The following is a 23,452-nucleotide window of genomic DNA, read 5'->3' on the forward strand; positions in this document are numbered from 1 at the left end:
GTATCGAGAAGCGTCTCAAATACCTGTGAAAAGCACATCGCCAGAAGCAGCAACAGTCGCCTGAGCGACGCGAATCATCGCGTTGATCGGCGATTTTTTTGTGCTTGCGCGAAGCGAGTCCGGCGTAAGACCATCGAGTGCCCCCTGCGTCGACGCCGCATTTGCCGCTTTGTCCGGTTGAAGATGCTCCCGACCGACCCCATATGCTAAGCCTTCTATCGAATAGCGAATCCCGTCGCTCGGCACGGCGCGATCGCGACGGGTTGGGCAAGCTGATGCCAACCGTCAACGTCGAGTCACCCGCGACAGGCAAGCTAGCGAAGGCGTGCAGCGCTTGGCGTCCGATCTCATGCTTCAAAGCCCAAGCTTTCAACCCTGACACCAAGGATCCCTCATGGCCGAACCGGCTCTGTCCATTCGAGGCCTGACCAAGGTCTACGGCAATGGCTTCAAGGCCCTAAAGGGCATCGACCTCGACGTTCAGCAGGGCGACTTCTACGCCTTGCTTGGCCCCAATGGGGCGGGCAAGTCCACCACTCTGGGAGTGGTCTGTTCGCTGGTGCAGAAGACCGCCGGCCAGGTAAAGATCTTCGGCATCGATATCGACGAGGACTTCGCCCGGGCCAAGTACCATCTCGGGGTGGTGCCGCAGGAGTTCAACTTCAACCAGTTCGAGCGGGTCATCGATATCGTGCTGGCCCAGGCCGGCTACTACGGCATGCCTCGCCGTGAAGCCCTGCCTCGGGCGGAAAGTCTGCTCAGGGACCTCAGCCTGTGGGACAAGCGCAACGGTAGTGCGCGCATGCTGTCCGGCGGCATGAAGCGCCGCCTCATGATCGCCCGCGCGCTGATGCACCGTCCCAAGCTGTTGATCCTCGATGAGCCCACCGCCGGGGTGGATATCGAGTTGCGTCGCAGCATGTGGGAGTACATGCGGCGTATCAACCGCGAGGAAGGCACCACCATCATCCTGACCACCCACTATCTGGAAGAGGCGGAGAGCCTGTGCCGCAACGTGGGCATCATCAACCACGGCGAGATCGTCAGGAACACCAGCGTACGCGAGCTACTGAGTGAGCTCGACACCGAGACCTTCCTGCTGGATCTGGCCGAACCCATCGATCATGCCCCCGCCATCGACGGCTTCGAGGTCAAGCAGGTGGACAGCGCCCAGCTATCGGTGATGGTGCATCGCGGGCAGTGCCTCAACGACGTCTTCGATGCCCTCAAGGCAGACGGCGTGCGGGTGCTGTCGATGCGCAACCGGGCCAACCGGCTGGAGGAAATGTTCGTGTCCATGGTGGAAAGCGGCAACGCCGACAAGGAGCTGAGAGGATGAACCCGAGTCAGATCGCGATCGCCCTGTGGACCCTGGTAGCCAAGGAAGTCCGGCGCTTTACCCGGATCTGGCCGCAGACCCTGTTGCCACCGTCGATCACCATGACGATGTACTTCATCATCTTCGGCAACCTGATCGGCTCGCGCATCGGTGAGATGGACGGCTACAGCTACATGGACTTCATCGTCCCGGGGCTGATCATGATGTCGGTGATCACCAACAGCTACTCCAACGTGGCCTCGTCGTTCTTCTCCAACAAGTTCCAGCGCAGCGTCGAGGAGATGATGGTCTCGCCGATGCCCAACTGGGTGATACTGGCGGGCTTTATCCTCGGCGGCATGGCGCGCGGGCTCGGTGTCGGCATCATCGTCACCGGGGTGTCGCTGTTCTTCACCCGTATCGAGGTGGCCCACCCGCTGTTGACCATCGGGGTGGTGATCCTGACCGCGGCACTGTTCGCCACCGGCGGCTTCATCAATGCTCTGCTCGGCAAGAAGTTCGACGATATCTCCATCGTGCCGACCTTCGTGCTGACGCCGCTGACCTACCTGGGTGGGGTCTTCTACTCGATCTCGCTGCTGCCGGCCTTCTGGCAGGGCGCCTCGATGCTCAACCCCATCCTCTACATGGTCAATGTCTTCCGCTACGGTTTCCTTGGTGTCTCCGACATCCCGGTCGGCTGGGCGCTCGCCGCCATCTTCGGCTTTATCGTGGCACTGTTCGCCATCGCCCTGTGGATGCTGGAAAACGGCAAGGGCATTCGCAGTTGATCGCACCGGCCGCCTCGGGCGGCCGGTAGCCGTTTGTCTCTCGGACTCTCTCTTGTTCAGGTATTGCCATGTCCACTATCCCCCGGGATCCCCACCACCGCCCCGACACCCTGACCGATGCGCCGCTGGGGCGGGAGGCGGACTATCCCGAGCGCTACGATGCGCAGCTTCTGTTTCCCATCGAACGCGCCGCCAACCGCAAACCGCTGGGAATCGAGGAGGGGGCGCTGCCCTTCGTCGGCGAGGATGAATGGCACGCCTTCGAGCTGTCTTGGCTGACGCCCAGGGGCAAGCCCTGTGTCGCCGTGGCACGCTTTCGTCTGCCGGCAAGCTCGCCTCGGCTGATCGAGTCCAAGTCCTGGAAGCTTTACCTCAATAGCCTGAATCAGACCCGCTTTGCTGGCCACGACGAACTGATCGAAACGCTGAAGCGCGACTTGAGCGAGGCCGCCGGTGCCGAGCTCAGCGTGGAGATCCTGGCGGTGGACGACGCCGAGCTCAACCCGCGCCCGTTGCCGGGGGAGTGCATCGACGATCAGGACATCGAGATCAGCGACTATACGCCGAGCCCGGAGCACCTTTCGGTCAGTGACGAGATCGTCGAGGAAACGCTGACGTCCCACCTGCTCAAGTCCAACTGCCCGGTGACCGGCCAGCCCGACTGGGGCAGCGTGATGATCCGCTACCGCGGTCCCCGGCTCGATCGCGAAGGCCTTCTGCGCTACATCGTCGGCTATCGCCAGCACCAGGACTTCCACGAGCACTGCGTCGAGCATATCTTCATGGACCTGATGGACAAGGCTCGCCCAGAACGACTCTTGGTGCTGGCACGCTACGTGCGCCGCGGTGGTCTCGATATCAGCCCCTGGCGCGGTACCCTCGGCGAGGCACCGCCCACGCCGCTGCGCCTGGCGCGCCAGTAGTCGGCAATGGCTCCGGGCGATAGCGACAGCGCCACAGACAATACCCGAGTGATCTGGTAGGGTAATGCGAAGAATTCTCGATCGCTGAACAGTGACAGGGCTCGGACCCTCTGGAGTGACACGATGGATGCAATGACACTGCTGCACGAGCGCAGCTCCATGGGCAAGTTGATGGGGCCGGCGCCCAGCCGTGAGCAGCTTGAGGCGATCTACTGCGCCGCCCTGCGCGCACCGGATCACAAGGAGCTCAGACCCTGGCGGTTTATCGAGTTCTCCGGCGAGGGGCTCGATCGCCTGGGTGAATTGTTCGCCGAGGCCGAATTTCGCGAAGACCCCAAGGCGACAGACGAGTGCCTCAATAGCGCTCGAATGAAGCCCAAGCGCGCACCCATGATCATCGGCGTCGTCGCCAAGGTGAACCCGGACGTGCCCAAGGTGCCGAAGATCGAGCAGGTCATCTCCGCTGGCTGCGCTGCCCACGGCATCCTGCTGGCCGCCCACGCCCTGGGGCTCGGCGCCATGTGGCGCAGTGGCAAGTACGCCTTCGACGACACCGTGCGCAAGGGCCTCAGGCTCGGCGACGACGACGAACTGGTCGCCTTTATCTACATCGGCCAGCTCGGAGGCCGCCACAAGCCCATCGCCTGTCACGATAGTGAGGATTTTGTCGAGCGCTGGGACTAACCCCTCATGGATGAATTGATCAGACGCGTTGGCACGGCCCACCCGCGGCCCGTCTTGCCGCCCGAGGGAGGCGAGGACGACCCCGGGGCCTTTCTCGACTGGCTGGGTGAGGCCATCCCCCTGGTCGGGTCGCTTGGCATCACCCGTATGGCGCGCGACCAGGACTCGCTGCGCTGGGAGCTTGCCCTGACCCCTAACCTCAACGACAAGGGCACCGGTTTTGGCGGCTCGCTGGCCGCCCAGACCACCTTGCTCGGCTGGTGCTGGACCACCCTGTGGCTGCGCCGTCGAGGCTACAACCGCGACGTAGTGGTGGCCGAGGCCAGCCAGCGCTTTCTCGCCCCGGTGACCGGCGACTACCGCCTGATCTGCCGACCCGAGGCAAGCAGCTCCGCAGACGTTGATGCCAGTGGTGCGGCAGGGCCGGGTAGTGCCGGGCAGGTCAGCAGGGAAACAGGCGCCGAAGCGGCGCTCGAGCAGCGCCTGGCGGAACGCGGCAAGGGCCGCATTGCCCTGGTCCAGCAGCTGTGGTGCGGCGACACCCTTTGCCTGGAAGCGAGGGGTGACTACGCCGTGCTGGCCAGCGAACCTCCCATCGCAGCACGCTGACGCCATCGCGCCGCTTTGCCATCAGACCCCGAACTGCCACACGACGAATCTGATGTAAGCCGAAAAACGGCTTGCAATCGAGAACTTAAGGCGATAAAGTATGCGCCGTCTTGAGGGATAAGCACCGCGCAACGCGGGCATCATGTTTCTCGAGATGACAATGCGGAGGGGTGTCCGAGTGGTCGAAGGAGCACGCCTGGAAAGTGTGTAAGTCGAAAGGCTTCGAGGGTTCGAATCCCTCCCCCTCCGCCACAGAATTTAAGAAAGCCGCTGAGAAATCAGCGGCTTTTTCTTTTTCTGTACCCTCGCGGCCCATACCTCAGCCCATACTTTGTGTCTGGCTTCCTCTAGCCTTCTCAGGATACTGTTGGACAGTGTGTCCTTCTACTGTCCCCCACGCCTTCTATATTCTCGATCTTGCTACCACCCACCTCGGTCGGTCGCTTCCTAATTCAGGCATGACAGGCCGTACCTCTCTCAGGTAGTGTCGCCCTAAGTGTTATGAGAACGACTAGGCTCGGGCATTGGCGATGTCAGATTTTTCTTCAAATGCATCCACGATGCAGGAAGGCAAGCCGCCTAGAGCGTCAGGATGGCCGGGAACTGCGTGTTCCTGCTGCTCGTGCACGGCGAGTGGCGCATCAAGCGCGTGCAGCGCGTCGCCGGCGGCGCCTGGCTGCTGCTCAGCGACAACCCGCGCTATGAGAAGGAATTGATCAAGCCGCAGGATATGAAGGGGGTGAAGGGTGTAGAGATCCTAGGGCGGTATGAGATACGGATTGGAAAAATAAATTAAGGGTTCGTAGTAGTTCAATAATTATTAATGAATTATTTGTGACGCAAGGGAGGGCTTATGAATCAAGCTGTAAATGTTTTGACTGGCAACTTTCCTTTTGAAGGTGTGATCATTGAAAAGCTGATGATCCACCGTGTGTTTGCGCCAGCTGAGGATAAGACTCGGGTGCCGCCTGCAGTTAAAAAGCATTTTATTAATTTGAATGCTGAAGAGAAGTCGGCTCTTCAGAGCCGTGTAACTGCAGCGCTTGGCAATAGGTCTCATGGCATTGAGATGAGTATAGATCAAGCGGATGAAGGGAGCTTTTTTCAAATTTCAGCAGAAATGTTGCACTGTGAAAAAGACCGCTTTATTGAGCTTTCAGAGGTTTTAGCAAACAATCTGACGGATGCTCTGACAAGAAGAATTCCAGGCGGAGTTATGGCGATTATCTCTGGGCGGGTTGGGGAGCATGCCAGACCGTTTGTCTCAGTAATAAAAGCAGAGTTTCAAGATGGGTTTACCACTGAGTCTGTAGATGATCAAACGGTAGCTTTGAACTATGTTAGAGATATTTTTCTCACTGAAACTCAGAAGCTCTATAAGATTGGTTGCTTAGTTGAGGTTGTTTCGGCTCCCCCAGGAAATGGGCAGTATAATAAGTCAAATTATAGAGCGTTTTTGTTCGATCACTTGCTAACCAGTGTTGAGACGCGAACTGCAGCTTCATATTTTTACAATACTTTTCTTGGCATGGGGATTAGCTCTTCTTCTAAAAAGTTAACACAAAATTTTTATGAGTATACTGTTGACTACATCAATTCTCTAGATGTTGATGAAGATAAAAAATTTGATTATGTCGAATCGTTGAGGGCAGAGCTGAAAAGTCAAACTGCTATTGTTAGCTCAGCAGATTTTGCCGAAAAGTATCTTGAAGAAGATCACTCGGAAACCTATGTTGATTACATGAAGGATCGAGGCTTTCCTCAGGGTGGCGTTGAGAAAGATGTAGAGTATATTGAGTCTAAGCTCAGGAAGAAAAGAAAGGTTAATTTTACCTCCGGCGTTTCCATCACGGGACCCTCTGACGACTTCCAGGATTTGGTTACAGTAGAGGAACGTGGTGAGAACGATACTTTAGTTAGGATTCAGGGTATCGTAAGTGACCTAGGATGACTACTGAAGAAGAGTTTACAGAGTATCTGGAGTCTATCAGGCCTGCTTTGCAGGCTTGGGGAAACTATGTCAGTGAAATAGTTAAGAATGAAATTTCTTGTGAGCTTGGCGCTCTATCTCCCCAGTTTTTGAAAATTGACGCTACTCCAAGAGTAAAAGCCGTTAATTCGGCTTTGAACAAAATAAGTATAAAACGGTATGATGACCCTAAGACGCAGATGACGGATCTCGTTGGGGTAAGGTTTGTTGTCCTCACTACAGATGACCTATGCCTTGTTGAAAAAATTATAGAGTATCAAGATTGGAGCTGGGAAGTATCTAAAGATTTTGCGCTCGATATAGAGGTGAATCCAAAAGTATTTGACTACCAATCTAAACATTACGAGGTTAGGCCTAAGGAGGATTTTGAAGTCGATGGTCTAAGGGTTCCTGATTTTATTTGTTGCGAAGTTCAAGTCAGGACTCTGCTTCAGCACGCATATGCTGAGCTAGTGCATGATAATATCTATAAAGCTAAAGGGGTGGTGCCTTCGTCAGCTGAAAGATATGTTTCAAGAAGCATGGCTTTGATGGAAACCACGGATGAAATATTTTGTACTGCTTTGCAAAAGCTTCAGGAGGAGAACTATAAGCGGGATTTCGTGATAAAGGACTTGGAGAAAGTTTTTGCAGAAGACTTTGGGTTGCAGGTTGCTGAGCCTGACAGACAGCTGCACTTTGCGATTTTGGAAAGTTATGCAGATGCAGTTGAAGAGTTTTCTTCGGAGAAACTAAGAGAGATTTTCGATAAGAAGAAATTCATTAGGCATTTTGTTGAGGATCGTTATGGAGAGTTTTATTTCTTTAGGCAGCCGATCGTTCTCTTTGTATATTATGTCATTTCAGCTTATGGCATGACCTACTTTTGGAGTAACTGGCCGCTTTCAGTTTATAATAAAGAAGTGAAATATGTGGCTAGTGATCTTGGCGAATCTTTTACTCCTCATGGGCGCTGAAGAAACAACCGGACATTATGTGCGGCCGCTTCGCTCTTTATAGCCCGTATCCCAAGCTCTCCCAGGCTCTACGCTTGCCGCTGGAGCCGGGAGAGCTGACGCCTCGCTATATGTGGCGCCGGGCACCTGGATCATCGCGGTGCGTCATCCGAGCGATGACGCGCCGCTGGTGACGGACGAGGTGTGGTGGGGCTACCGGCCGCACTGGGCGAAGGAGAAGGCGCCCGAGCCCATCAACGCCACTGTCGAGAAGGTGGCCACCTCCAACTACTTCCGCGGGGCGTTTGGCCATCACCGCTGCCTGGTACCGGCGGATGGCTGGTACGAGTGGCTGCCGGTGGAAGGCAGGAAGCAGCCGCACTTCCTGTGCCGCGAGGATCGCGAGCCGACCTGGCTGGCGGGCATCTGGAACGAGCGGCTGGACGGCAAGCCCGGCTGCACCATCCTCACCGAGCCGGCCCGCGGCGTGGCGGCGGAGATCCACTCGCGCATGCCGCTGGCCCTGGGTGCAGAGAGCCTGGAGCCCTGGCTCGATCCCTACCTGACCGACCGCGAGACGATCCGCCACGTGGTGCACCACCTGCCCGCCGAGCTGATCACCCACTGGCCGGTGAGTACGCGGGTGAACAAGCCCACTCACGATGATGCGGAACTGATCGAGCCCATCGACGCCTGACCGATCTAGTGTTCGGTAGTGTGGCCGCACGCATGGCTCGGCTGAGGGAACAGGAATTGGCCGGGACGAAAACGGATCTTTTCGCTCTGCACTGCCAGAGACTTATCGGTAGGTTTGTGGAGGTCTGCGGTCTGCGAGCTTTCACTCATGGGCGATCCAGCAGCGTGCCTGCGGTTTGCAAGGCACCTTCCAAGTCGAGAAACCGCGAGGCAAACTCACTGCACAGTAGTTCCTCGGGGAGATATTCATCGTACTTCTCGTTGATCTTGTTCTCCGCCACTGTGGCCAGTTCCACCGCCGACGTCGGCGGGTGAGCGACAGCGTGCTCCAGTCCTCGCCGCACCATGTCGCTATCGCTTTTCTGGACCGTGACGGCGATCCCTTCTCGTTCGGCCGTCAAGCCACAGCGACGCAGTAGCAGCGCCAGGGTATTGAGCACCTGATCGCTCTGCCAGGGTAGCAGCAGTGTCTGGTCCGCCTCCTGCACGATCGGAGTGGTTTCGAGCTGAGCATCACGAAAGAACGCACCGCCTTGGGCAAACAATCGCGCGGCCCCACGGTTGAGGAAACTGGGCGTCAGACCCTCAATATAGAGTGTCCGCATGCGCTCGCGGATCTCTCGCCGGATCAAGCCGGCATTGCCGCCGAAGAGCGGCAGGATGCCACCCGCGGAAGGCACCAGGGAAATCGCCTTGCGGTCGGCATCGATGTCTTGGATCAGCCAGCGTCTGCCGGCGAACACCAGCAAGCCGCCGGTCTCGATAGGGGAGTCAATCGGCAGCTTCCCGATGATCTTGGCGCCATGATAGAGCGTGTACTCCTCCGGGGCGGAGAAGGCCGCATAGAAGCCGTAATGGTTGACCAGGCGCTCACCAACCGGGCCATGTAGCAAGAGCCCATCCGTGGACTGGACCAGCAACTCGTGCGTTCCCATGGCACGCAGTAGGGCCGTGAATTGCGCCTGGCTCAACTGGCGGAAAGGCCCCGACTTGATTAGTGAGCGCCACAAGTCGCCCGCCGAGGCCCCGCCATACTGGGCAATCAGCGACATGACCTGCTGGATCAGTGTCGAGAGATGCAGGTAACCGCTGGGAGGCGGCTCACACCACCCCTCGACCAAAAGTTCGACCATAGCCGCGGCCTGATACACCCCCGGGCGTAGGCGATCCAGGAAGGGGGTGTGAGGGGACAGGCTCGATTCGGTGACATAGAGCCGCAGCACGGCCGGATCTCCCCGTCGCCCGGAACGCCCCAGACGCTGACGCAGGCTGGCCACCTGATGGGGCGGGCCAATCTGCGCGATACTGGCGACGCTGCCGATATCCACGCCCATCTCGAGGGTCGAGGTACAGACCACGCTCAGCGGCTTCCCCACTTTCAGCGATTGCTCGACGTGGTGCCGAAGATCCCGCGACAGCGAGCCATGATGGACGAAGAACTCCTCAGGGAGACGCTGCTCCTGGCTCTTGCGCCTGAGTAGCTCGGCATAGAGCTCCACGTCACGTTTGCGATTGGCAAAGATCAGGTTCGATTGCCCCCGCAAGTGCCGGAACAAGTGATCACGGATGACCAGCTCGTCGCCATGGGTGACATCCTCGATCGGGACATCCTTGCCTTGTCGGCTCAGCGCCTCGGCCTCCTTGGCGGAGGTCTTGGGGGGCAGTCGCTCGTAGCCCCGCAACTGGACGTGTAAGGCCTGCTCGTCATGAGTCGAGACGATAGGGATGACGGCTTCCCCCTCTCCCGGCCGCAGTTCGTTCGCGGCGAGTGACATGTCCCCCAAGGTGGCACTGAGCCCGACACGAGGGATACGTCGTTGCAGGACAACCTCCAGGCGATTCATCTGGGACTGCAGCTGGACCCCGCGCTCGGTGCCGATGAAGGCATGCCATTCATCGATGATGATCTGTCGCAGCCCGCCAAACAACCGGGCGATCTCGGTTCCCCGCCGAACGAATAGCGCCTCGAGCGACTCAGGGGTAATGAGCAGCACTCCCCCCGGCGTCTTGCCAAAACGGGTCTTGCGGCTGGCCGAGACATCGCCGTGCCAAGGCGTCAGCGCCAGGTCAGTGCCCTCGGTCAGCAGCTCCAGCCGGCCGAACTGGTCATTGATCAGGGCCTTGAGGGGCGCCACATAGAGCAGCAGAGGTGCCGGGGCCTGACCCGCATCACGGGCCTGGAGTAAGCCGGTCAGTGCGGGGAAGAAGGCCGCCTCCGTCTTGCCGGAGGCCGTGGCGGCGCCAATTAGCACATCCTGCTCACCCGCCAGCACGACCGGAATGGCCTGCTCCTGCACGTCGCGCAGGTGTTCCCACTGTTGGCGCCATATCCAGCGCTGGATGTGAGGGTCTAGCAGCGAGTAACTGCTGGAGGCGGCTTCGCTCATGCCCTGTCTTCCCTACAACTTGAATGTCGCAAAGCTGTCGTCGTCATCGTCATCCCTCTGCCCGGCATGCGCGGGGGAAGCCGCCGGCGCTGGGGGCGCCTCAGCTGACGGTGAGCCACTTTGCGATGAAGGTGCCTCGGGGATCTGGTCGGGCGACTCCGGCGCCACCTCCACCCGATTGATCAGGCTGTCCCAGCGGACACCGGGATTCTGCTCGAGCAAGGAGAGGAACTGGGTGAACTCCTTTACCGAGTTGCGAGGCGTCTTGAAGTAGGCGTCACCGATCTGGTTGTGGCAGTGGTCGAGGAAGGCCTCGAGCCCCTCGTCGGGCAGCAGGTCCTGGCCGGACTCTCCACGGGCGAACACCCGGCGAATGTTGAGCAGCAGCAGGTAGAGATCTTCCTGGGTGAGGTTGGTGAGACGAATCACCGGCCCGGAGAGATCCACCAGCCCGTCCCGGGCGAAGCGGTTCTCGGCCAGACGCGACTGGAGCGCTTCGTAACTGTACAGCCCCCGGCGAGGGTCCATGAGGAACTCGGGGGTCCCGCCGAACATCACACCCAGTCCTTCGGTACTGCCCTGCAGGGCGTCGTTGACGATGCCGAGAATCTGCTCGTAGTTGGCGTTGCGGGCCTGGCTATTGGAGAGCTTGTAGAGGTTGACCATCTCATCCAAGGTGACCAGCAGCCCCTCGAAGCCCGCCAGGCGCACGAACCGGGCCATCAGCTTCAGGCTCTGGTAGACGTTAGCATCGTCGATAATGGTCCGCACCCCCAGCGCCTGACGCGCCTCGGTCTTGGTGCTGAACTCCCCGCGCAACCACTGGGTCGCCGCCTGCTGCAGTTCGACATTGCCGGTGTCATGGCCGCGCCAGTAGGCTTGTACCACTTCGGCGAAGGCATAGCCGCCGTGCATCTCCATTAGGCTGTCGAGGCCTTCCTTGATCGCCGCCTCGGGACTGATGCCCGCTTGGTCGGCCCGCTGCAGGGCCAGGGTGACGAAGCGCTCGGTGACACTCGCCAAGGCTCCGCCGTCAGGCTTTGACCTGGTCGCCATGTTGCGCATCAGCATGGCGTACAGGGCCCTCCCCTGACCGCCGGTGGCATGAAGGCGCCGATCGGGGGAAAGGTCGGCCGACACCGTCACCAGTTTCTTCTCCCGGGCGATCGCCCCCACCAGATTCAGGAAGAAGGTCTTACCCGACCCGTACTCACCGATAATGAAGCGGACTGCCGATCCCCCATCAGCGAGGGTGGCGATGTCTGCAATCAAAGCCTTGAGTTCGGCCGCTCGTCCGACCTGGATATGCTGCTGCCCAACACGGGGTACAACCCCTGTCCGCAGGGAATTCAGGATCGCTTGCCTTTCTCGTTCGCGTAGTCGACTCACCCTCGCATCTCCTCCAGTATATCTAAGTCCACCACTAGCGCCCCATCGGCCTCCTCGACAACCGGGCAATCGGTCATCTCGAAAGCGGTCTCGTTGATCAGGTCCAGTGCGCCAGCTAGCATCAACTTAAGTTCTGCAGCTTTGGCTTCTGCTTCTCCACGAGGTAGCCCGTCCGCTTGTTGGGCGATCGTCTCCAGGAGGGAACGATGCGAAGCATCAAGCCCACCCAAAGCCCCGCTCGATGCGTTATCAACCGTCGCATCGGAGGCATCGTCCTTCGCTGTCTGGGGCTCCTTAGTAACGGGTGCGGCCGTCCTGTCACCCTCGTCCGATGAAGCTTGTTCACCGAAAATCCCCTGCAGCACATCGGAAATGTGCTCGGTTTCCTGGCGCTTGTGATGTATGGCCGCCGCATCCAGGGGCTTACGATCTGATGACGCAGCGGCCGGCTCAGGTGCAGGAGTAGGAATACGGAACCCCTTCGAGCTGCCGTTGGCAGGTCGCACTAAGGTGGGTTCGGCCATCGCCGAGTGGATTTGCGAATACAAGGCCTCGGGATCCCGGCCCAGCAGGCTAGCGGTGCGCCTGAGCTTCTTGAGCTCGTGGGAATCGACGACACCGTCTGCACTGGCTAGCCTCACCAGCACCCGCTCGAGCTCGGCTCTATCCTCATGGCTCATGCCCTCCACCCGCTGGCGCATACCGGCGAGTGTCGACTTCCGTCCCATGCCCCAGAAGAAATAGGCCTTGAGATGTTGGATCTCCAAGGGCGTCAGCGACTCGAAGTCGCCGAGGAACTCATGGATGACGGCGGTATGCCGATCGCCCAGAGTGTCGGCTTGCCCGTACAGTACAAAGCCCGCGAGCCGCATGACCACGGCAACGTGCTCGAAAGCCTCACTCGGAGGAAGCTCGCTCCCCCGCTCAACGGAAAAGAGAATGCAGTCGCCTTCTGGGTCGGGCACAGCACCGGTGTAGCGTGCATCCGGCTCTATGCCGATGCCGGAATGTTCCAATAAACCGGCTAGTCCCCGCATGTTCTTTGCGGTCGGCTTGCTGTCGCGGGTCGAAGCCTCGCCTAGAGTCAGCTCGGAAAAGGGCACGCGACAGAAGGCCTGCCCATTCAGCCGCTGTCTTAGCGCGTCCTCCAGTGTTGCCACGTCTGCGGATTTTCTCTCGGCGGCCAGCGGTGCGGGCAGCAACGAGAGGGCTTCGAGACTGTCCTTGCGTTCAGGGTGGCGCCCAATGAAACGGCTGTAGGCAGCCAGCTGCTCGCAACATGTGTCGATCAACGCGGCCAGTTTTTTGGTGGGGCCCTTCAGGATGGATATGTTAGGCAGTTCCAGGGGCTCGGAAACATGCCTAAGCCCAGGGCTGGCTGGATGGTATTCAGCCTTAATGAACGTCTTGTTCGGCTTCACGACGATCCCCTCGCCGTGACGCTGACGATAGAGGACCTTGAATAGCTCCCGGAGCTCCTCGGTGCACCGCTCGGCAGCTTTGCGTTTCCAGAACTGGAACTGCGAATCTTGCATGATCCATGCATATGCCCACTCGGGAGGGATAGGGCGTTGATTAATCGAGAATATCCCTAAGTCAACCTGCAGGGAGAGAGGCACGTCGCGACTTTGCTCAGGCATTACAGGAGCTTTACCGGGCTGGTCCCGCGAGGTGCCCCGGACCCGAAGGAAATCGAGCAGTCCGCTCGCATATTCGCGGAAACTGCGACTATGGTCGTAGACGGTTAACAACCGTTCGATTTCGGCAATAAGCTCACGGTATTCCGCGTCATCGATCCCGGGAGACTGGGCGTCAATGAGCAAACGACGCTCCAATCCGTAAAAATAAAGAAACACGAACCCCATAGGAGCTTGGGGATCGTCACGATCCGTGGCCAAGTACTGAAGGTATCCTGCTCTCGCCTCGGCTCCGATCTTATGATATTGCGGCCAGTAGCCAAGCTCGAGGCCCTGGGCATCGGCGCTATGCCAGTCCACCGTCAGGTCGGGGTTGACCAAGGCGGGCTCGACGCTCAAGCCATTCCCGGCGGCAAGCCCGCTACCCACGAAGATGCGACCACATGTAATCGTAATGCCGCACACAGTTTTGCTGGTTCCGGCCGGCACCCAGCAGCTTTGCGCGGTAACTTTCGCATTCGGCAAGGGATCGTCGTCCTCGTCATGTCGGCCATAGCGCACCTCGATGGTGAAGCGCGGCTTCGGATCTGAGCACTCCGGGGGAGATGAGCGAACCCTAGGGGGCCTGCTACCTCCATTACGCGTCCCACCGAACAAGCGGCTTAAGAACCAGATCCCCACAATGGCGAGCATGATGAGCCATATCCCCTCCACACGCCTTCTCCCTGTTCGTTATCGGTCTCGTTTTACACACCAAAGCATCATTTATCTGATGTTACCACCAGCAATCGATGGACTGGCCTATGAGGCTGGCGGGAGGGCCTCCCGGCGGGCGGTACAGGCAGGGGCGGCTTCTGAAGGTAAGTGTGGCTGCACTGCTGGTCCAGATACTAGAAGTTGCCCCCGTCAGGTTCTCCAACGTGTCGTTGCCCGTGAAGCCGTCGCCGATGTGCATCCGAACCTGCACCACGGTGCTCCCGTTGAGCTGCCACACCAGGTGCGGTATCCAGATATCGGTGTTCTCGACGGGATTGGCATTACTCTTGCATAGCAAGACGCTTGCCATATTGCCGGTCTTGGCCAGTGAGGCGATCAGTGGCGATTAGATCCGTGCCCCCCGACATTGCTGTAGTAAGGCCGAGTTGCCCCGGTGGCCGAATACCTCAAACGGCAAGATGCCTGGGGCCGCTCTTCAGCGTGACCAGGCGCCGCCATTAGTTTTCTCGGCGGCGGTCGAGGCGTCAACTTTGGTGATGCAGGAGAGCTGGCGCTTGGAGTAGAGGCCTCTCCTGAAAAAAACATGAAGCGTTGGTATGCCAGGACTGCCATAAGGCAGTCCTGGCATTATGTGGCTCCATGAGAATCACAGGTATCCCAGCTCCGCAAAGGACCCACACCCTTCGCTACCCACCACAATGAGGTCGATGACCCGGATCTCCACCAGTCCGAGGGCTTCCTTCATGTGTTGTCTCAGGATCATGAACGCCGGGGGCACTCCTGAGCCGGTGTTCGAGCAGACAGGTTCACAGCGTTTGATTCTCGATGACCGCCACTTCAACACCATCGTCAAGGAGGCACGACCATGACTCAACTGACACCGGATACCCAGGCCATGCTCGACTGCCTCCGTGATGCAGCCTCCGAGACTTTGGAGCGTAAACGGCGTCTGGGCCAGTACGCTGTGATTTGGCAGGACGGTAAACCCACGCTGGTGGGCGATGATGCACCGAACCAAACGGTGGATGGCCTGGATGAGCAGGGCCGGGAGTCGAACTGAGATCCCTGCGAGAGGGGTAAACCGTAGCTCGCCCATGAATATACTACGGCCAAGGGCCTGCGCAGCATGATTGATGTCAGCCAGGAGCGGGTGATCGATCGTGGCCTGAAGGGGGCTGCCGAGTTGCGGGGGGCACTGACGGTCGCCATGGACTCAGCGAGTCCATCGCGATGGTTCATTGCCACGCGGCATGTAAGCGGCGTAGCTCTCCTGCGGGTGGCATCTGCCTGTTCGGTGAAGATCTCGACATGGCCGGGCATGCGCGTCATTCAAGTCTCGGCGTTTAACGAGGTGTCATGACTACTTGGACGATGTTGTCGGGTGAGGCCTCCTTGGGCGCCAGACTCGAGCGGCTTTCTCCCGCCGGCGGCACGGCGAACCAGCAGGCATTCTCAGTCTCGGCGAAGCTTGAGAAAGGCGCCTCCCGCATTGGTATCACCGGTCACATGCTAAAAGCACCATCCGAGACGGGTAGTGATTGAAGTGGTCCAATTGGAGCGGATATCTCAATAATCCCCATAATGGAGGCCACGGAGGTGTTTATGGCACACCTATTTATCTACGGGACCTTGGGGCCGGGCGGACCCAACGAACATGTCATGCAGGCCATCGGCGGCCATTGGCAACCGGGCAGCATCAAGGGACGGCTGCACCAGGCGGGTTGGGGCGCCGAGATGGGCTTCCCTGGCCTGGTGCTGGATGACGCCGGCGACGATATCCAAGGCCACGTCTTCGTGTCCGACGCACTACCGGAACACAGGGCGGCCCTGGACGAGTTTGAGGGGCCCGAGTACCAACGTACCCCAGTCACCGTCAGCCTCGATGATGGCGGTAGGGTCGAGGCCTACGTCTACGCCCTGCGCAGAGAGGCCTGACGAGGGGGCTGATCTCACCCCGCGGTGGTGTGGAAAGGCGCGTCAAACCGGCCTGGTGGTGATCATTTCCCGTACCGCAAGATCACCGGCTATCGAAATACGTGTGGCGAGCTTTTCGCATTGGCGGTGGATCACTTACCAGTGAAAGGTCTGTGAAATACCATCCTCGCTCGCCGCCGATGCCATAGTCCAAGCTGTACATCAGATGCCATCAAGCTAACCGATCCCGGGCCGCGAGTGCGGCTTTCTGCGCGAGTGCAGCTTTCTACGCGAGCGCTGCTTCCTACTAAGTGCAGCTTGAGACTGAGATGCTGCTGCGGCCCGGCAGGGTCGTCGCGGTGAGTCAGGCCTACCCTGGCGATGGTAGGGCTGCTTCAGGTCCGCGCGGGTATCTCTTGGCTACTGCCTTCATGGATGGGCCAGGGTCAGCTTGGGCGACAGGGCGTGAGGGTCTACCTTCAAGTCCAAGATCGCGGGAACCCCTGCCTCTCTAGCTGCCTGCAGTGCGGCTGGAAATTCGCTATCGCTTGTCACGGTTGCGCCAAAGCCCCCGTAACTTCTGGCGAATGCAGCGAAGTCGGGATTGTGCATTCGTGTTCCCGAGGGGCGGTCCGGATACTTTCGTTCCTGATGCATGCGAATGGTGCCGTACATGCCGTTGTTGGACACCAGAACGATGACATTTGCGCCGTACTGACAGGCAACACCAAACTCTTGCATCACCATCTGAAAGCAGCCATCCCCTGCCAGGCAGACCACGTCTCGCTCGGGGTGGCGCAATTTGGCGGCGATCGCTGCCGGCAAGCCGTAGCCCATTGAGCCACTGGTGGGGGCAAGCTGGGTGGGCCAGTTGCGATAGCGATAGTAGCGATGAAGCCACGCGGAGTAGTTCCCGGCACCATTTGTCAGGATGGCATCCTCACCGAGCGCCTCGTTGAGGTGAGAGATGACTTGTTCCATCTTCAGGTCACCGGGGCTCTGCTGTGGTTGCTGCCACTCCTCGTAGTCCGAGCGCGCGCTGGTGATCCATTGATCACGCGGTGTCTCCGGCGACCTTGCTGCATCGGCCAGCTGACAGACGAGCTCAGCAGCGTTCGCGACGACGCCGAGGGCCGGTCGATAGACGCGACCAATTTCCGCAGCGTCTGCGTGGACGTGTATGAGGGTCTGTCGCGGCAGGGGAGGCGTCAGCAAGGTGTAGCCGCTGGTCGTCATTTCGCCCAGTCGAGCACCGAGTGAGAGAATGACATCGGCATTCTTGACGCGTTCCGCGAGCTTGGGGTTGATGCCGATACCAACGTCGCCAACATAGTGTGAATGTCGGTTGTCGAGATAGTCCTGGCAGCGAAAAGAGGCTCCCACCGGTAGCGCGGCCTTGTCGGCAAATCGTCCGAGCGCATTGGCGGCTTTCTGGGACCAGGGCCCACCGCCGACGATAACCAACGGGCGTTCGGCCTTCGCCAGCATGTCGACAATGGCGCCGACATCGCTCTCAGCCGCCTTGCCCGAAGGAAGCGTGGCAGCCGGTACAGCCGGGGCGCCAGTGTAGTCTGATGAAAGGATGTCCTCGGGAAGTGCGAGCACAACAGGACCCGGACGGCCGCTTTGAGCGACATGGAAGGCGTGGCTTACGTACTCAGGAATCCGGTCGACGCGATCAATTTCCGCGACCCATTTTGCCAATGGATGGAACATGGCCCGGTAGTCGACTTCCTGGAATGCTTCTCTGTCGCGCTGATCGCTCGCCACCTGCCCAATGAAGAGGATCATGGGCGTCGAGTCCTGGTAGGCGACATGTACGCCACAGGAAGCGTTGGTGGCGCCGGGGCCCCGAGTGACGAAAGCGATGCCGGGACGCCCGGTAAGTTTCCCATCGGCTTCGGCCATCAGCGAGGCCCCGCCTTCGTGTCGCGTCACGATGGTGTCCACGCCGGAATCGAAAAGCCCATCAAGAGCGGCCAGGTAGCTTTCTCCAGGCACACAAAATACCCGTTCCACCCCCTGTGCCTCGAGGGCTTCGACGAGAACTTTTCCACCATGACGTGACGGTTGTTCACTCATAAATCTAGACCTTTGTTCTTATAGAAAGTCTTCGCGAGCTGCCAGGCGCTCAGCCGCGCGTTCGAAGCGTAGGCGTGTCGCGCTGCGGGCGAGCGACGCATCCTGTATTGCCAGTGCATCTCTCACCGCGCGATGTTCATCCAGAATGGAAGGGCCGAATTCAGAAGCCGCTGCATTCTTCAGAAAGGCCGAGCGCAGGTTGCTCTGTATATTCCCCTCAATCATGCCGATAACCTCGACATAATATTCATTGTCAGAAGCTTCGGTAATGCGGCGATAGAATTCGAGCTCGGTGTCGACTCTTTGCTCAAGCGCTCCATCTGGACCGAGTGCGTCGAGTCGCTCGATTTCTGCAAAGAGTTCTTCTAAAGCCTGCATTTGCTCAGCCGTGCGTGTTCCAGCGGCAAGCGCCGAGGCTCCTGCCTGCACCTCTGCTCTAAGCTGAAGCAACTTTATGATCTGCTTGCGTTTTTCGAAACATCCCGGGCTGATGCGAAACGCCGACCGATTGGTGGTTTCCGTAATAAAAGTGCCGACGCCACGTCGAGAGTCGACGACGCCATCGTACTTGAGAAGCGAAATCGCCTCGCGGATCACCGTGCGCGCGACGCCAAATTTCTTGGAAAGTACCGCCTCGGTGGGAAGGCGGTCGCCAGGCTGAAGCTGGCCTCCTTCGATCGCCTTGGTCAGGGCTACCGCGACCTCATCAGGTAGCCGGCGAGGGCGATCAATACGCCCATAGATTTCAAAATCCTGCATTGGGATGTCTTCCTGATCGTCTGAACAGCTCAAGCTGCGACGCGTCGTTGAAGCGTAGGCCATGCGACCTGTAAGGGGCTAGTGCGACAAAGGTAGCATTAAAAACAGTTGTCAGACAAACTGACATAAACTAATTTGAGGCTAAAGGCCGGTGTGATCATGATCATGTGTTCGATGGTCGGTTTGCTGACGCCTCCCTTGGGTATGGTTCTCTTTGCTACATCGTCGATAGCCAAAATCAGCGTCGGCCGCTTGTCGCGTGCCTTGACGCCTTACTTGATTGGTCTTTTCGTGGTGTTGATGGCCGTCGTCATGATTCCAGCGATATCGACATGGCTGCCTGATCTGGTGATGAACTCATGAATAAACTTGATCGAGTGGTGGGCCAACTCCTGCGCGCGATTGCCTCGTTCTGTTTGGCAGCGTTATTCATCCTGCTGTTTTCAAGCGTCATTGCGCGCAGCTTTCAACTTGCGAGCTTCGCATGGCTGGATGAGGTGGTAAGGGGCTTGTTTTCCTGGATGGTATTCATGGGCTCCTCTGCCTTATGGCGAGAGCGGGGACACTTCAGAGTAGATTGGCTCGAGCAGGTGATAGGGCAAAAGCGTGCGGCACCTTTGCTCAGGGCCTTTCTGGCATTGCTATCCCTTGGATTCATGCTCGCCATGACGTGGTACGGATGGGAGCTGACGGCACGGAGCAGTGCAGTAACGCCTGTACTGAACCTTCCAACGGGGCTTTTCTATGCCGCTACCCCCATCTCGGGAACATTGATGATGATTTACTCATTGCGTGATCTGTTTGAATCGATCGCGGACGTTAAAGCGCCATTTTTCACCATGATGAAGGAGAAGTAGGATGATCTACGATCTAAGAACATACACATGCCGCCCGGGTACCATCAAGAAACACATGAAGCTCTATGAAGACCACGGGTGGAAGGTACAGAGTAAACACCTGGGTTATCCCGTTGTTTATGGGGCGGTTGAAACGGGTGATGTCAACTCCTATGTTCATGTGTGGATGTACGAGGATGCGGCCGACCGCGCAGCCAAGCGCCAGAAGCTACAGGCAGACCCGGAGTGGAAGGAGTATCTTGCGAAAAGCGCCGAGGCGGGGTACCTGGTCAGCCAGGAGAACAAGATACTCGTCGCCGCGCCTTTTTTTGATCCCATTCACGAGAAGAAGGGGGAAGGGTAGTGCAACAAACGTGCGGTTTTGATGCAAGTTTATGCTGGCCGATTGGCTCAGACTGTTTTGTCTAGTTGGGGAGGGCATGACGATGATGTGCGTGACCCATGAAATGGAATTTGCCAAGGCCGTGGCCGATCGTATCGTCTTCATGGACGCGGGCAAGATCGTCGAGATCAACGAACCGACCGGGTTCTTCACCAACCCGCAGAACGAACGGCTGCAGAACTTCCTGGGTCAGATTACCTGAGCTGACAAAGGGCCAGGCCTCCCTGCCGGTGCGTGCCGGCAGGGGGGCTTTGTCGATGTGATAGTCGTATCGAGTTTTTCAAACTTCTGGCGGCTTCTCAGTAGAGTCTCCACTTACTATCGACACAGGGCAGCATCCGCCGCCCTGCGTGTGTGAGTGGTGACTTATCCGAGTACGCCCTGGCTACGCAGGTAGTCGTCGTAGCTGCCACTGAAGTCGACGATGCCATCGTCCTTCATCTCGATGACGCGGGTGGCCAGTGAGCCGACGAACTCGCGGTCGTGGCTGACGAAGATCAGGGTGCCGGGATAGTGCTCGAGCGCCAGGTTGAGCGCCTCGATGGACTCCATGTCGAGGTGGTTGGTGGGCTCGTCCATCACCAGCACGTTGGGGTTCTGCAGCGAGAGCTTGCCGAACAGCATGCGTCCCTGTTCGCCGCCTGAAATCACCTTCACCGACTTGCCGATATCATCATTGGAGAACAGCATCCGCCCGAGGGCGCCGCGCACGATCTGTTCACCGGCGGTGGTCCACTGCTGCATCCATTCGAACAGGGTTTCGCCCCCCTCGAAGTCCGCCGCGTGGTCCTGGGCGAAATAGCCCACTTCGGCGGCATCGGTCCATTTGACCTCACCGGCGTCGGGCTCCATCGCGCCGACCAGGCAGTTGAGCAGGGTGGTCTTGCCGATGCCGTTGGGGCCGATGATGGCGACCCGCTCTCCGGCTTCAATACGCAGCCCAAAGCGCTCGAACAGGACATTGTCGTCCCAGGCCTTGGACAGCGCTTCCACTTCCAGCGCCTGGCGGTGGATCTTCTTGTTCTGCTCGAAGCGAATGAACGGACTGACCCGTGACGACGGCTTGATCTCGTCGAGCTGGATCTTGTCGATCCTACGCTGGCGTGAGGTCGCCTGCTTGGCCTTGGAGGCATTGGCCGAGAAGCGACTGACGAACTGCTTGAGCTCGGCAATTTCTGCCTTTTTCTTGGCGTTTTCGGACTGCAGACGTTCACGCGCCTGGGTGGCCGCGGTCATGTACTCGTCATAGTTGCCGGGGAACAGCTGCAGCTCGCCGTAGTCCAGATCCGCCATGTGCGTGCACACACTATTCAGGAAGTGGCGATCGTGGGAGATGATGATCATGGTCGACGAGCGCGCACGAAGAATATCCTCGAGCCAGCGAATCGTGTTGATGTCCAGGTGGTTGGTCGGCTCATCGAGCAGCAGCACATCGGGGTCGCTGAACAGCGCCTGGGCCAGCAGTACGCGCAGTTTCCAGCCCGGTGCCACCACACTCATCGGCTGGTCGTGCTGCTCAAGCAGAATCCCCAGACCCAGCAGCAGCTCACCGGCACGAGCCTCGGCGGTGTAGCCGTCGAGCTCGGCGTAGCGGACTTCGAGGTCTGCCACCGCCATGCCGTCTTCTTCGCTCATCTCGGCCTGGGAGTAGATGCGCTCGCGCTCAGCGGTCACGCTCCAGAGTTCTTCGTTGCCCATGATGACGGTGTCGATGACACGTTCGTCCTCGAAGGCGAACTGGTCCTGGCGCAACTTGCCCAGGCGAGTGGTGGCGTCCTTCATCACCTGGCCGCTGGTCGGCTCGAGGTCGCCCCCGAGGATCTTCATCAGGGTCGACTTGCCACAGCCGTTGGCGCCGATCAGACCGTAGCGGTGGCCCTGGCCGAATTTGACAGAAACGTTTTCAAACAGCGGCTTGGGGCCAAACTGCATGGTGATGTTGGCGGTAGAGAGCACGGCGGAGTATCTCGCGGGATGAACATGAATGAGAGACTTGGGCCGGCACGGCAAGGGGCTTCGACCAAAGTGGAGGGCGCATTGTACGCGTCTGACCCGCTGGCTAGCTACTGGGGTCCCAGACTGACACACAGGAATGTGGGAGACAGGAGGCGACTTGGCATCTGCCTGCCGATTCCCTCACCATACCCCCTTCAGATCACCGCACCCTTCGCGGCGCGCTCGCCAACCGCCTGCCTTGCACTGGATGGCTGGTGCTATCTGCCGTTGTCTGCCGCTGTCTGTCACCCCAGGGGCGTCCCTGCCAACTACCCGGCCCATCACATCTTCTGCCTATGAACCCCAACCCCGCTTCCATGAAGTCGCTGATCGCCTTCGAGGCCACGGCCCGGCTCGGCTCCATGACCGCCGCTGCGGAGGCCGAGCGAACCACCCAGCCGACCATCTCCCAGCGAATCCGGGGGCTGGAGGAATACCTGGGGTTGGTACTGTTCGACCGGCACGGTGGCCGGCTGAGCTTGACCGTCGAGGGCGAGCGCTTCTACCGCGAGATGGCGCCGAGTCTCACCACCCTCAGAGACACCTGTGATCGCTTCGTGCGCCACGGCCAGGGGCCAGCGCCAACGGTCGTCATCGCAGCCGACGCGGGTTTTACCCACCTGTGGCTGTTGCCCCGGCTACCGGCGCTCAAGCGGGCCTTTCCCGACTTCAGCTTTCACCTGATGCCGATCGACCGCTCGGACGATCCGCAGCTGCTGGCCGCCGACATCGCGATTCGTTTCGGGCCTTATCTGCCCCAGGAAGAAGGGCGGCTGGTGGCCCGGGAGGCGGTCTTCCCGGTGTGCAGCCCAGACTACGCGCAGGCACATGGGCTATCCGGCCCCCTGTCGGCACAGGACCTGTCACGGCTCTCGCTGTTGCACCAGGACATCAGGAATCCGCGTTGGCTCGACTGGGCCCAGTGGTGCCGCCATGCGGGGCTCACTCCACCCCCGGCGGAGGATATCTTCGCCTACCACAACTACGCGCTGTTGCTGAACGCGGCGCTGGCGCATCAGGGCGTGGCGCTGGGCTGGTCGAACCTGGTCGAGGAGTATCTGGTCACCGGCCAGCTCACTGCCTTGGGACCGCAGGTCACGCGGGAAGACTATGGCTACTGGCTGAGCGTCAAACACCAGCGCAGCGCGGTCACGGAGCCGGTCAGGGACTGGCTGCTGGACGCGGTGCATCGTGGTGAGGGAGCCACCTCGGGAGACCCGGGGCGGTTGCGCTGAGGGGGCGCCAGATCGGGGTAGATAAGACGCACTGACGCAAAGCAGGGCATGCGTTGGGCGTGGATGCGTTCGCCATGGTGATGGCAAAGGTGCAGAGAGGAAGAGAGGAAGAGAGGTGACGAGGATAGAGAGGGGCGGGGCCCAGGACCCCG

The 23,452-nt window shown here is 59.2% G+C and carries 22 protein-coding genes, 1 tRNA gene and 1 pseudogene; 18 read left to right on the forward strand and 6 right to left on the reverse strand.

All coding sequences use genetic code 11. The annotated features are described in order from the left end of the window. Nucleotides 1–394: 394 nt before the first annotated feature. The 10 genes from C6W88_RS04540 to C6W88_RS04585 all read left to right on the forward strand — a co-directional run bounded on the left by C6W88_RS04540 (nucleotide 395) and on the right by C6W88_RS04585 (nucleotide 7,947). Nucleotides 395–1,339, forward strand: coding sequence for an ABC transporter ATP-binding protein (locus C6W88_RS04540; RefSeq protein WP_108131650.1), 945 nt, complete (start codon nucleotides 395–397; stop codon nucleotides 1,337–1,339). Then, nucleotides 1,336–2,109, forward strand: coding sequence for an ABC transporter permease (locus C6W88_RS04545; RefSeq protein WP_108131651.1), 774 nt, complete (start codon nucleotides 1,336–1,338; stop codon nucleotides 2,107–2,109). Before C6W88_RS04540 ends, C6W88_RS04545 begins: the two co-directional genes overlap by 4 nt. 68 nt (nucleotides 2,110–2,177) lie before the next feature. Further along, nucleotides 2,178–3,032 carry an NADPH-dependent 7-cyano-7-deazaguanine reductase QueF gene (gene queF / locus C6W88_RS04550; protein ID WP_108131652.1) on the forward strand — a complete coding sequence of 285 codons (855 nt, stop codon included), beginning with the start codon at nucleotides 2,178–2,180 and terminating at the stop codon, nucleotides 3,030–3,032. A gap of 123 nt (nucleotides 3,033–3,155) precedes the next feature. Continuing rightward, on the forward strand, nucleotides 3,156–3,716 hold the full coding sequence (locus C6W88_RS04555) for a nitroreductase family protein (RefSeq protein ID WP_108131653.1): 561 nt from the start codon (nucleotides 3,156–3,158) through the stop codon (nucleotides 3,714–3,716). Between the two features lie 6 nt (nucleotides 3,717–3,722). Next, the gene (locus C6W88_RS04560; protein ID WP_108131654.1) at nucleotides 3,723–4,325 is read left to right on the forward strand and encodes a YiiD C-terminal domain-containing protein; all 603 of its coding nucleotides are present in this window, start codon (nucleotides 3,723–3,725) and stop codon (nucleotides 4,323–4,325) included. Between the two features lie 164 nt (nucleotides 4,326–4,489). Further along, a tRNA-Ser gene (locus tag C6W88_RS04565) sits at nucleotides 4,490–4,577 on the forward strand. 355 nt (nucleotides 4,578–4,932) lie between these two features. Further along, a complete protein-coding gene (locus C6W88_RS04570) occupies nucleotides 4,933–5,121 on the forward strand; it encodes a S24 family peptidase (RefSeq protein ID WP_146164634.1) in 189 nt (62 codons plus the stop codon). A 57-nt stretch (nucleotides 5,122–5,178) separates the two neighbouring features. After that, nucleotides 5,179–6,276 carry a nucleoid-associated protein gene (locus C6W88_RS04575; protein ID WP_108131656.1) on the forward strand — a complete coding sequence of 366 codons (1,098 nt, stop codon included), beginning with the start codon at nucleotides 5,179–5,181 and terminating at the stop codon, nucleotides 6,274–6,276. After that, nucleotides 6,273–7,271: a GTP pyrophosphokinase gene (locus C6W88_RS04580; RefSeq protein WP_108131657.1), complete on the forward strand. Its 999-nt coding sequence runs from the start codon at nucleotides 6,273–6,275 to the stop codon at nucleotides 7,269–7,271. The genes C6W88_RS04575 and C6W88_RS04580 overlap by 4 nt, the downstream gene beginning before the upstream one ends. A gap of 139 nt (nucleotides 7,272–7,410) precedes the next feature. After that, nucleotides 7,411–7,947 (forward strand): SOS response-associated peptidase, encoded by a 537-nt coding sequence (locus C6W88_RS04585; RefSeq protein ID WP_231498528.1) that lies wholly within the window; start codon nucleotides 7,411–7,413, stop codon nucleotides 7,945–7,947. A gap of 145 nt (nucleotides 7,948–8,092) precedes the next feature. On the opposite strand, the gene C6W88_RS04590 is transcribed toward C6W88_RS04585, so the two are convergent. The 3 genes from C6W88_RS04590 to C6W88_RS04600 are packed head-to-tail and all read right to left on the reverse strand — an operon-like array spanning nucleotide 8,093 to nucleotide 14,052. Further along, nucleotides 8,093–10,333 carry a DEAD/DEAH box helicase gene (locus tag C6W88_RS04590; protein WP_108131658.1) on the reverse strand — a complete coding sequence of 747 codons (2,241 nt, stop codon included), beginning with the start codon at nucleotides 10,331–10,333 and terminating at the stop codon, nucleotides 8,093–8,095. Nucleotides 10,334–10,345: 12 nt separating this feature from the next. Then, nucleotides 10,346–11,722, reverse strand: a complete 1,377-nt coding sequence (locus tag C6W88_RS04595) for an ATP-binding protein (protein WP_108131659.1) — start codon at nucleotides 11,720–11,722, stop codon at nucleotides 10,346–10,348. Beyond that, the gene (locus tag C6W88_RS04600) at nucleotides 11,719–14,052 is read right to left on the reverse strand and encodes a tellurite resistance TerB family protein (protein WP_146164635.1); all 2,334 of its coding nucleotides are present in this window, start codon (nucleotides 14,050–14,052) and stop codon (nucleotides 11,719–11,721) included. Before C6W88_RS04600 ends, C6W88_RS04595 begins: the two co-directional genes overlap by 4 nt. A 731-nt stretch (nucleotides 14,053–14,783) precedes the next feature. On the opposite strand from C6W88_RS04600, the gene C6W88_RS21490 reads away from it, so the two are divergent. The 3 genes from C6W88_RS21490 (at nucleotide 14,784) to C6W88_RS04630 (ending at nucleotide 16,011) form a co-directional block, all read left to right on the forward strand. Then, nucleotides 14,784–14,945, forward strand: coding sequence for a hypothetical protein (locus C6W88_RS21490; protein WP_156088598.1), 162 nt, complete (start codon nucleotides 14,784–14,786; stop codon nucleotides 14,943–14,945). Further along, nucleotides 14,942–15,136 carry a hypothetical protein gene (locus C6W88_RS04615; RefSeq protein ID WP_108131662.1) on the forward strand — a complete coding sequence of 65 codons (195 nt, stop codon included), beginning with the start codon at nucleotides 14,942–14,944 and terminating at the stop codon, nucleotides 15,134–15,136. The genes C6W88_RS21490 and C6W88_RS04615 overlap by 4 nt, the downstream gene beginning before the upstream one ends. A gap of 542 nt (nucleotides 15,137–15,678) precedes the next feature. Further along, nucleotides 15,679–16,011: a gamma-glutamylcyclotransferase family protein gene (locus C6W88_RS04630; RefSeq protein ID WP_108131665.1), complete on the forward strand. Its 333-nt coding sequence runs from the start codon at nucleotides 15,679–15,681 to the stop codon at nucleotides 16,009–16,011. Nucleotides 16,012–16,419: 408 nt separating this feature from the next. Here the strand turns inward: C6W88_RS04630 and C6W88_RS04635 are convergent, their stop codons facing one another. Both C6W88_RS04635 and C6W88_RS04640 read right to left on the reverse strand, forming a co-directional pair. Continuing rightward, nucleotides 16,420–18,072 (reverse strand): thiamine pyrophosphate-binding protein, encoded by a 1,653-nt coding sequence (locus C6W88_RS04635; RefSeq protein WP_108131666.1) that lies wholly within the window; start codon nucleotides 18,070–18,072, stop codon nucleotides 16,420–16,422. An 18-nt stretch (nucleotides 18,073–18,090) separates the two neighbouring features. Further along, the gene (locus C6W88_RS04640; RefSeq protein WP_108131667.1) at nucleotides 18,091–18,831 is read right to left on the reverse strand and encodes a FadR/GntR family transcriptional regulator; all 741 of its coding nucleotides are present in this window, start codon (nucleotides 18,829–18,831) and stop codon (nucleotides 18,091–18,093) included. Between the two features lie 153 nt (nucleotides 18,832–18,984). Between C6W88_RS04640 and C6W88_RS04645 the strand changes: the two genes are divergently transcribed. The 4 genes and pseudogenes from C6W88_RS04645 to C6W88_RS04660 form a co-directional block, all read left to right on the forward strand. Next, nucleotides 18,985–19,194 carry a TRAP transporter large permease subunit gene (locus tag C6W88_RS04645; protein ID WP_258183870.1) on the forward strand — a complete coding sequence of 70 codons (210 nt, stop codon included), beginning with the start codon at nucleotides 18,985–18,987 and terminating at the stop codon, nucleotides 19,192–19,194. Continuing rightward, nucleotides 19,191–19,688, forward strand: coding sequence for a TRAP transporter small permease (locus C6W88_RS04650; RefSeq protein ID WP_108131669.1), 498 nt, complete (start codon nucleotides 19,191–19,193; stop codon nucleotides 19,686–19,688). Before C6W88_RS04645 ends, C6W88_RS04650 begins: the two co-directional genes overlap by 4 nt. A gap of 1 nt (nucleotide 19,689) precedes the next feature. Beyond that, nucleotides 19,690–20,031: an NIPSNAP family protein gene (locus tag C6W88_RS04655; RefSeq protein WP_108131670.1), complete on the forward strand. Its 342-nt coding sequence runs from the start codon at nucleotides 19,690–19,692 to the stop codon at nucleotides 20,029–20,031. A 61-nt stretch (nucleotides 20,032–20,092) separates the two neighbouring features. Further along, nucleotides 20,093–20,272, forward strand: a pseudogene (locus C6W88_RS04660) (amino acid ABC transporter ATP-binding protein); the annotation flags it as partial. 164 nt (nucleotides 20,273–20,436) lie between these two features. Here C6W88_RS04660 and C6W88_RS04665 read toward each other — a convergent pair. Then, complete coding sequence (locus C6W88_RS04665; RefSeq protein ID WP_108131671.1) at nucleotides 20,437–22,026, reverse strand: ABC-F family ATPase; 1,590 nt, start codon at nucleotides 22,024–22,026, stop codon at nucleotides 20,437–20,439. 335 nt (nucleotides 22,027–22,361) lie between these two features. On the opposite strand from C6W88_RS04665, the gene C6W88_RS04670 reads away from it, so the two are divergent. Next, entirely contained in the window at nucleotides 22,362–23,300 is a 939-nt protein-coding gene (locus C6W88_RS04670; protein ID WP_108131672.1) for a LysR substrate-binding domain-containing protein, read from the forward strand. Nucleotides 23,301–23,452: the final 152 nt, after the last annotated feature.

This window comes from Halomonas litopenaei (assembly GCF_003045775.1).
Taxonomy (GTDB): Bacteria; Pseudomonadota; Gammaproteobacteria; order Pseudomonadales; family Halomonadaceae; genus Halomonas; species Halomonas litopenaei.